6 protein-coding genes are annotated in these 7,780 nt (G+C 66.3%); 3 read left to right on the top strand and 3 right to left on the bottom strand.

All coding sequences use genetic code 11. The annotated features are described in order from the left end of the window. Nucleotides 1-1,824, bottom strand: a 1,824-nt coding sequence (locus tag AAGA11_05755) for a mechanosensitive ion channel domain-containing protein (protein ID MEM9602344.1), incomplete at its 3' end; no start/stop codon positions are given. Between the two features lie 343 nt (nt 1,825-2,167). Between AAGA11_05755 and AAGA11_05750 the strand changes: the two genes are divergently transcribed. Further along, nucleotides 2,168-2,743: a L,D-transpeptidase gene (locus tag AAGA11_05750; GenBank protein ID MEM9602343.1), complete on the top strand. Its 576-nt coding sequence runs from the start codon at nt 2,168-2,170 to the stop codon at nt 2,741-2,743. 89 nt (nt 2,744-2,832) lie between these two features. Further along, the gene (locus AAGA11_05745; protein MEM9602342.1) at nt 2,833-3,141 is read left to right on the top strand and encodes an alanine-zipper protein; all 309 of its coding nucleotides are present in this window, start codon (nt 2,833-2,835) and stop codon (nt 3,139-3,141) included. A gap of 63 nt (nt 3,142-3,204) precedes the next feature. On the opposite strand, the gene AAGA11_05740 is transcribed toward AAGA11_05745, so the two are convergent. Next, nucleotides 3,205-4,179 (bottom strand): L,D-transpeptidase family protein, encoded by a 975-nt coding sequence (locus AAGA11_05740; GenBank protein ID MEM9602341.1) that lies wholly within the window; start codon nt 4,177-4,179, stop codon nt 3,205-3,207. Nucleotides 4,180-4,449: 270 nt separating this feature from the next. Here AAGA11_05740 and AAGA11_05735 point away from each other — a divergent pair, with 270 nt between their 5' ends. Then, nucleotides 4,450-5,583, top strand: coding sequence for a serine protease (locus AAGA11_05735; GenBank protein MEM9602340.1), 1,134 nt, complete (start codon nt 4,450-4,452; stop codon nt 5,581-5,583). Here AAGA11_05735 and AAGA11_05730 read toward each other — a convergent pair. Then, nucleotides 5,540-7,636: a S9 family peptidase gene (locus tag AAGA11_05730; GenBank protein ID MEM9602339.1), complete on the bottom strand. Its 2,097-nt coding sequence runs from the start codon at nt 7,634-7,636 to the stop codon at nt 5,540-5,542. The genes AAGA11_05735 and AAGA11_05730 overlap by 44 nt on opposite strands. Nucleotides 7,637-7,780: the final 144 nt, after the last annotated feature.

The following is a 7,780-nucleotide window of genomic DNA, read 5'->3' as shown; positions in this document are numbered from 1 at the left end:
GGAGATTTTCTCGACCGTGCCCCGCGTGTCGCCGATCTCGATGTACTCGGCCACCCGAAAGGCGTCGTCGGCGAGGAAGAAGAGGCCCGAGACGATGTCCTTGACCAGCGTCTGGGCGCCGAAACCGACCGCGAGGCCGACGACCGCGGAACCGGCGAGCAGCGGCGCGATGTTGATGCCGAGCTCCGACAGGCTGACGAACACGGTCACCAGGATGATCAGGCCCTTGGCCGTTTTCTCGAAGATCGGCACCAGTGTCGCCGTGCGGGACAGACCGACCCCGCCCATATCACCACCGCCGTCGTCGCCGTGATCACCCGTGCCAATCTCGGCCGCAAGCACCCGCCGCGCCCAGAGTGAGACGATCTCCCAGAGCACGTAGGCCATCAACAGGATGATCAGGATTTCCACCAGGTCGCCGGCGGCCTGGGCACCAAGCCCGGCCTCGGCCAGGCCCTGAAAGTCGAGCCCCCACATCAGCGCCATGCTGTAAATGACAAGGCCGACCACAAACACCCGCCCGACGCGCAACAGCCCCCGTTGCATCAGTGTGTGAGCCTCGGCGGCTTTGCCGCTCAACTCCTCGGAGGACCGTGTGCCCATGGCGACGATCAGGTTGACGTTGGCCTCGAGCGCAGGCCAAAGCAGAATCACAAAGAAGGTGATGTAGACCGCCGCGGTTGAATACTGCGCGAGGTCGGTGGTGTTGAGCACCAGTTGCACCAGGGCGTATTTGATCGCGACCAAGACGATCGCCAGAGTCGGCCAACTGCGCGCGAAGCGCAGCGCTTCGTCCGACATATCGCCGCCGATGAAGGTCTTGATGCGTTCCTGGTTGGTCAAGAGCACGTCGGTGAGTGCCTGGCGGTTGGCCCAGATCACCGCCGCGACAACCACGTACATCAGCAGCCCGAGCGGCAAGGCGTAGGGCCCGGTGGCCTGGATGCCGCCGTGGTCGCGGTTGGCGATCGACAGGATGAACACCGAGTGGTGGACCGCGACGATGAAGCCGGCGAGCAGCGTGTAACTCCAGATGATCGCGAGCGCGCGCTCCGGCGAGGTCTCGCAGAACCGCATCCCGTCGCTGTTGGGTGCAAACAGAAACCGCATGACGACGTAGGCGAACCAGGCGCTCGCGATCACGGTGCCGACGCTCTGCCCGATCTGCAGCAACACGCCGCGCTGGAACATCGACGACCAGATCACCCCACCGACGGCAAAGAACGCGAGCACGCCGAGGATGTCGATGGCCAGACGCGAGTAGATGATCCGCAACACGCTGGTCAGTGTGTAGCCGATTTCATCGTACAGCGCCTGCTTGCGCCGACGGAACAAGCGCTCGACAAGGCGCTGTGCCATCACACCGGCAGCAACGGTCATCGCCAGCAGCAACAGGAACTGGCCGAGCCCCATCGTGCGGATGTCGCGGTCGAAGTCTGCCTTGGCGCGCGACCACAGCGTCGGCACGGTACCGATCGCTGCAAAGTTCTGCTTGGACGCAGCCAGGTACTGTTGCAAGGCGCCAAGCAGGATGCCCGACACCGTCTCACTGCCACCTGCCGCGGTGTCCGCCTCGGCAACGGCATCAAGCCGTTCGATAAGCAGCTGCCGCACGGCGCTGTCGCTCAACTGCGAGACGAGGTCACGCACTGCCTCTTTCGACTCTGGCGCGGCGGTGCTGAGGTCCGGGGCGGTCGTCTCGGACGCGGTCGACGTGCCGATCAGGCCCTCGGCCGACACCATAGGCGACCCGAGCAGGGCCAACACGCAGCAGGCGAACAGCGCAAGGTAGCGCAAGGTGAAGGGCATCGCGGTTCTTTCCATCGGTTCAACAGGGCGGCTTCCCGGCGTACCGGGGACCACCCCGAGTTTAATCCACGCTCGGCCCCTGTCCGCCCGCCCAAGACCACATCAGGCAAACGTCCGATGTTTCTCGCCGCGCGTTTGAGCGGGGAGCACGGTGGGCCACGCGACCGACATGCCGTATGACGCCCCCCAACGAACCGGCATCTCAACGACCAACCCCGCGCTCTCCCGCACCGGGAAGCGGCTGTCTATACTTGGGCGATGACTGTCCATCCACCGGCCTGTTGCGTCCGTGTTCGCCCATGACCCTGCCCCGCCCTGCATGCGCTGACCAGCCCCTGGCACCCCGCGCCGCCCGACCGTGCAGTCGTTGAACCGCCGCGCGTTCCTCACCACCTGCGTTGCCCTTGGCGCCAGTCAGGCGAGCGCGCGCATCAGCGCACCCCGGCAAGACGAGGTCTGGGTCCTGTTGGACCCCGCGAAGCAGCGGTTGCAGGTGATGCGTGGCACCCAGGCGATCGTGCTCTACAACAACGTGTCGTGGGGTCGAGGCGGCGTCGGCTTCAAGCGACGCGTCGGCGACAACGTGACGCCGATCGGCGAGTTTCGTGTGCGCTGGATCAACGAGGACAGCAAATTCAAGTTGTTCTTCGGTTTCGACTACCCCAGCCCCCACTACGCCCAGGTGGGTTACCTGCGTGGCGAGCTCGACTCGGACCAGTACGGCCGCATCATCGAGGCCAGCCGCCGTGGCACCGTGCCCTTGCAGAATACCTCGCTCGGCGGCGCGCTCGGCATCCACGGCCTGGGGGACGCCGACGACACCATCCACTACGCGACGCACTGGACGCAAGGGTGCATCGCACTCGACAACCACCAGATCACCCACCTCGCTCGCTATGTCACGGTGGGGACACGGGTCGTGATCAAGCCCTGATGCGCTGACAAAGTCGACTTTTTTCTCGAAATGCAGCTTGGAGCGACTACGCTTTGCTGTCATTCACCCCGAACAAATGGAGAGATCCAATGAAACCGGTACGTCTGGCGGCGGCCCTGATGGCTGTTGGAATTGTGACTGGCTGTGCAAGCACGGCGAACAACGACGCCCTGATGCAGGAAATCGCGGCTGCGCAAGCGACAGCCCAAACGGCCCTGGACGCCGCGAACGCCGCCAACTCGCGCTCGATCAAGGCGAACGCGGAAGCGATCAAGGCCAAGACGGCGGCGATCAATGCCACCACGGCCGCCGAGAAGGCCCAGGCGACCGCAGACACCAACCGTACCGAGTTCACCGAAATGCTCGACCGCATGTTCAAGAAGAGCATGCTGAAGTAGGCGCCCGCAGGCACAAGAAAACCGGCCACTTGGCCGGTTTTTTTGTGCCGACGTGCCGTGCGCTCAGTGCGAGAGCAGCGCCACGCGTTCGGACAGTGGCACAGCAGTGGGCACGCCCGATGCTGACGCCAGAATGGCGCGCAGCGCCGGAATATTGACACGCGCACCGGCGGCGTTGGTGCGGCTCACCGTGACGACGATCTCCCGCAACAGCGCGTTGACGTCGGTGGGCGACTCGTCGAGCGAGGGGTGCACCTCGACGAACCACACCCCGTGGTGCCGCGCCATTTTCAGGGGTTGATTGACCAAGTGGACGGGCGTGTTGACGTCCACCGTGTTGTACAGGTACTCGATGTCCTCGGGGTACATGCGCAGGCACCCGTGCGTGACCCGCATGCCGACACCCCAGGGCTTGTTGGTGCCGTGGATGAGGTAGCCCGGCAGGTTGAGCCGCAGTGCGTGCTGCCCGAGCGGGTTGTCAGGGCCCGCGGGCACCATGCGCGGCAGGGGGTCACCGTCGGCCGCGTGTTCGGCCCGGATCGACTCAGGTGGGTACCAGTTGGGGTCCTTCTGCTTTCGCACGATGCGCGCTCGGCCGAGTGGCGTCTCCCAATCCACGCGGCCCACACTCACGGGGTGCGTGGTCACCACGGCCTTGCCGTTCTCGGTCGCGTAGCGGTAAAGGCGCATTTCCGGCAGGTTGACCACGATCCCCTCGCGCGGGGCATCGGGCAGGATGTAGCGCGTCGGCAGCAGCACTTCGGCCCCCTCGCCGGGCAGCCAGCTGTTCAGATCCGGGTTGGCGGCGACGATCTCGTCCCGACCGATCCCGTGCCGACGCGCGATGTCGTGCAAGGTGTCATCGTGGCGCGCGACGTCGCGCTGGATCGCACCCACCATGGCAATGTCAGCCGGCGGCAGGGCAAACTCGGCCGCCGTGGTCGTAGCGGGCAGCAACGCTGACGCCATGAGCGCGAGCGCGCCGGCTGTCCAGCGCGCCCGGTGGCGTGCAACGGGTGTCCCCAATCGCGGTGTCATCGCGCGCGTCCTCGTCTCCGCTGTCCATCGGACCTGCGGGTATGGCCAGTTGAAGCTGTCGGACAGGGGTGGGCAAGCATTGTTCCAGCGCCTCCAGCGCGCGTCAGGCCTCAGTATAGTCGGCGACCGCGGCCGTCGCCCTGCGCGGCACCGACGCCGCTGGCGCAGTGATTGCCTGCTGTTCGGGCAGGTATCACACGATGTCCGGCGCGCTGGCACCCTGCTGCATGCGAGCCGCGGGATGACGTCGTCTCGACGAAGACAAATTCAATGAACCGTGTCCCACTGCGCGCGACCGTCGGTGCCCTGGCCCTTGGCAGCACCTGTGCTCTCGCCCTCGACGTTCAACCGCGCATCATAGGCGGTTGCCAGACCACCAACGGCCAGTACGACTACACCGTCGCCCTGGCGACGACCGCCGGTGCGACGGAGTTCCAGGCGCAATTCTGTGGTGGCACGCTGATTCACGAGAATTGGGTGCTGACCGCAGCCCACTGCCTGTATATCCCGACTGGCGGCAGTTTCACACCGATGACCCCCGCAGACGTGCAGGTGCTGCTCGACGTCCACACGCTGTCGACAACCCAGGTTGCCAACGGTGTCGCGGTGGATCAGATCATCCGCCACGCGTCCTACAACGTGAACGACGCCTCGTCCCCCAACGACATCGCGCTGCTGAAACTGGCCACGCCACAAACCGGCCGCGACGTCGTGCGATTGTCCACGGTCAAGCCCGGGGCCGGGCTTGCCGCACTGACCCTCGGCTGGGGTGACACCAACATCGACGCTGCGATCGCCGAGTACAGCACCACGTTGCAGGAAGTGAATGTTGACACCTACAGCGACGCCGCCTGCTCGGCCGCGCTGCCGTCGGTAACCCTCGCGCTGAGTCAGCTCTGCGCCGGCACCGAGGCCGGTGGCCGCGACAGTTGCCAGGGGGACAGCGGCGGACCGCTCTACCTCGATACGCCAAACGGTGTGACGCAGGTCGGCATCGTCAGCTTTGGCGACGGTTGCGCAAAAACCGACACACCCGGCGTGTACACCTCGGTCGACGCGTTTCTGAGCTGGGTTGAAACCAACACCTTCAACGCCGGCACGGGCTCGGCCGACGTGCCGGCGCCCGGTGGCGTAGGCGAAGCCTTCGAGCCCCTGGCCAGCGTGTGTCCAGCGGGCAGCACGGGCGGCACCGAGGGCGGCAGCAGCAGCGAATCCGGCAGCGGCTCCGACGGCGCCGGCTTCACGCTTGGCGGTGGCGGCGGTGGTGGCAGCGGCCACGCCTCGGCCGCAGTCGGGTCAGTCTCGCTGTGGGCAGCGCTGCTCGGCGTGTGCGCCGTGTGGCGCCAGGTGCGCCGCCGGGTCAGTCCGACGCGCGCAGACTGCGCTCCGCGCCGAGCGCGTTGAGCACGAAGCCGTAGATGAACGCCGTCTCCTCGATGGCGTCGTAACGCCCCGACGCACCGCCGTGTCCGGCGTCCATGCGTGTCTTCAACAACAGTGGCGCCGTGTTGCTGCGGGTTTCGCGCAAACGAGCCACCCACTTGGCCGGCTCCCAGTAGGTCACCCGCGGGTCGGTCAGACCGGCCAGCACCAGCAGCGCCGGATACGCCACCGCACGCACGTTGTCGTACGGGCTGTAAGCGGCAATCGTGCGGTACGCCTCGGCGCTCTCGATCGGGTTCCCCCACTCTTGCCACTCCGGCGGCGTCAAGGGCAGGCTGGCGTCGCACATGGTGTTGAGCACGTCGACAAAGGGCACATCGGCGACAGCGCACGCGAAAAGGTCCGGGCGTTGGTTGACCACGGCCCCGATCAACAGACCGCCCGCCGAGCCACCGTAGCAGGCACACCGGGCGGCATCCACCAGGCCGAGCTCGATCAGGTGTTCGGCCACGGCGATGAAGTCGTTGAAGGTGTTGGCTTTTTTCTCCAGCTTGCCCTCGGTGTACCAGCGGTAACCGCGTTCCATGCCGCCGCGCACGTGGGCGACCGCACAGACCACCCCCCGATCCACGAGTGACAGGCGCGCCGCGGAGAAACCCGCCGGCGTGCTCGAGCCGTAGGCCCCGTAGCCGTAGAGGAAGAGCGGTGCGGCGCGGGACGGGTCACGGTCTGCTCGGTGGATGAAACTCACGGGCACCCGTTCGCCGTCGGGCGCGGTCGCCCAGCTCCGTCCCGTGGTGTAGTCCTCGGGCCGGTGTCCGCTCGGGATGCGCTGCTGCTTGCGCAACGTGCGTTCACCGGTCGCAAGGTCCATGTCCCAGGTGGTCGGCGGCGTCGCGGGTGAGGAATAGAACACGCGCAGCAGCGCATCGTCGAACTGCAGTCCGCCCGACGCTGACAGCGCGTAGCAGGCTTCGTCGAAGGCCAGCCACTCGAACACCGGTGCGATATCGGGGTCCGGGTGTGCAAGCACGCCCAAGCGCGGCAACGCATCGACCTGCTCACGCACCACGAGAAAGTCACGCTTGAGAATGAATTCATGCAGCAGCACGTCCGTGGCCGGCTGGTAGTAGTCCTGCCAGTCGTCGACCCCACGGCTTGCGAGCGGTGCCGTCATCAGCTTGAAGTCGACCGCACCGTCCCGGTTGGTCAGGATCAACCAGCGGTCGCCCCAATCGTCGACGTCGTAGTGCAAGTCGCGAATCCGGGGTTGGATGCACCTGAGTGCCGCGTTCGGGTCTGCTGCATCGAGCACATGGCACTCGTCGGTGGTGTGGTCGTGGGCGTAGACGATCATGTGCCGGTGCGAGCTGCTCGAGCCCACCGAGACGAAAAAACCCGCGTCAGACTCCGCGTAGACGAGCTCACTCGGGCCACCGCCGCGGTGGCAACGCCAGACACGGTCGGTGCGGTGGTTGTCGTCCAGCGTGGTGTAGTAGAGCGTCTCGCTGTCCGCCGCCCAGGTGACATTGGCACTGGCTGACGCCACCGCCAGCACGGTGTCCTCGCCGGTGGCGAGGTCGCGCACCTGAATGCTGTAGACCTCGCTGCCGTTGCGGTCGACCGACCAGACCATGAACCGGTGGTCGGGGCTGGTTTCCACGGATCCGAAGCCGCAATAGGCGCTGTCGCCCGCCTCGACGTTGCCGTCGAGCAGGACCTGCTCGGCCGCCTCGCCCTCGCGAGGCCGACGGCACCAGCGACCGTACTGCTCGCCGGTCTCGATCCGGCGGTAATACTCGTAGGGCCCGTCCGGTGCCGGCACGCTGCTGTCAGTCTCGGCGGTGCGCCCGCGAATCTCCACGAACACGGCGTCGCGCAATGGCCCGGTCGCTGCCATCGCAGCCTCGGTCGCCGCATTCTCTGACTCGAGGTGATCGCGGATGTCCTGAGCCAGCATCGACGGATCGCGCATCACCTCGCGCCAGTCGGGATCGCGCAACCAATCGAACTCGTCAACGCGTTCAACGCCGTGCAGGCGGTGGGTCTTGGGCGGTCGCGGGGTGGCAGACACAAGGTACTCCTCGGGTGAAATTCGGCTGTCTCCACGGCAGTGGCCAGAGACGGCTTGGGCGCACGCTGCACACCGGCGTGTACCGACGGCGAGCGCGCTGCGGAACTGGCCTCAAGCCTGCATACCGTGTGAGGCGCCGTGGAA

It is taken from the genome of Pseudomonadota bacterium (genome assembly GCA_039196715.1).
Taxonomy (GTDB): domain Bacteria; phylum Pseudomonadota; class Gammaproteobacteria; order CALCKW01; family CALCKW01; genus CALCKW01.
The sequence above is the reverse complement of the archived record's forward strand: the minus strand, read 5'-3'. Positions and strand labels throughout refer to the sequence as shown.

Coding starts and splice junctions, on each gene's coding strand:
- AAGA11_05735 (MEM9602340.1), top strand. CDS start 4,450: ATGAACCGTGTCCCACTGCGCGCGACCGTCGGTGCCCTGGCCCTTGGC.
- AAGA11_05745 (MEM9602342.1), top strand. CDS start 2,833: ATGAAACCGGTACGTCTGGCGGCGGCCCTGATGGCTGTTGGAATTGTG.
- AAGA11_05740 (MEM9602341.1), bottom strand. CDS start 4,179: ATGACACCGCGATTGGGGACACCCGTTGCACGCCACCGGGCGCGCTGG.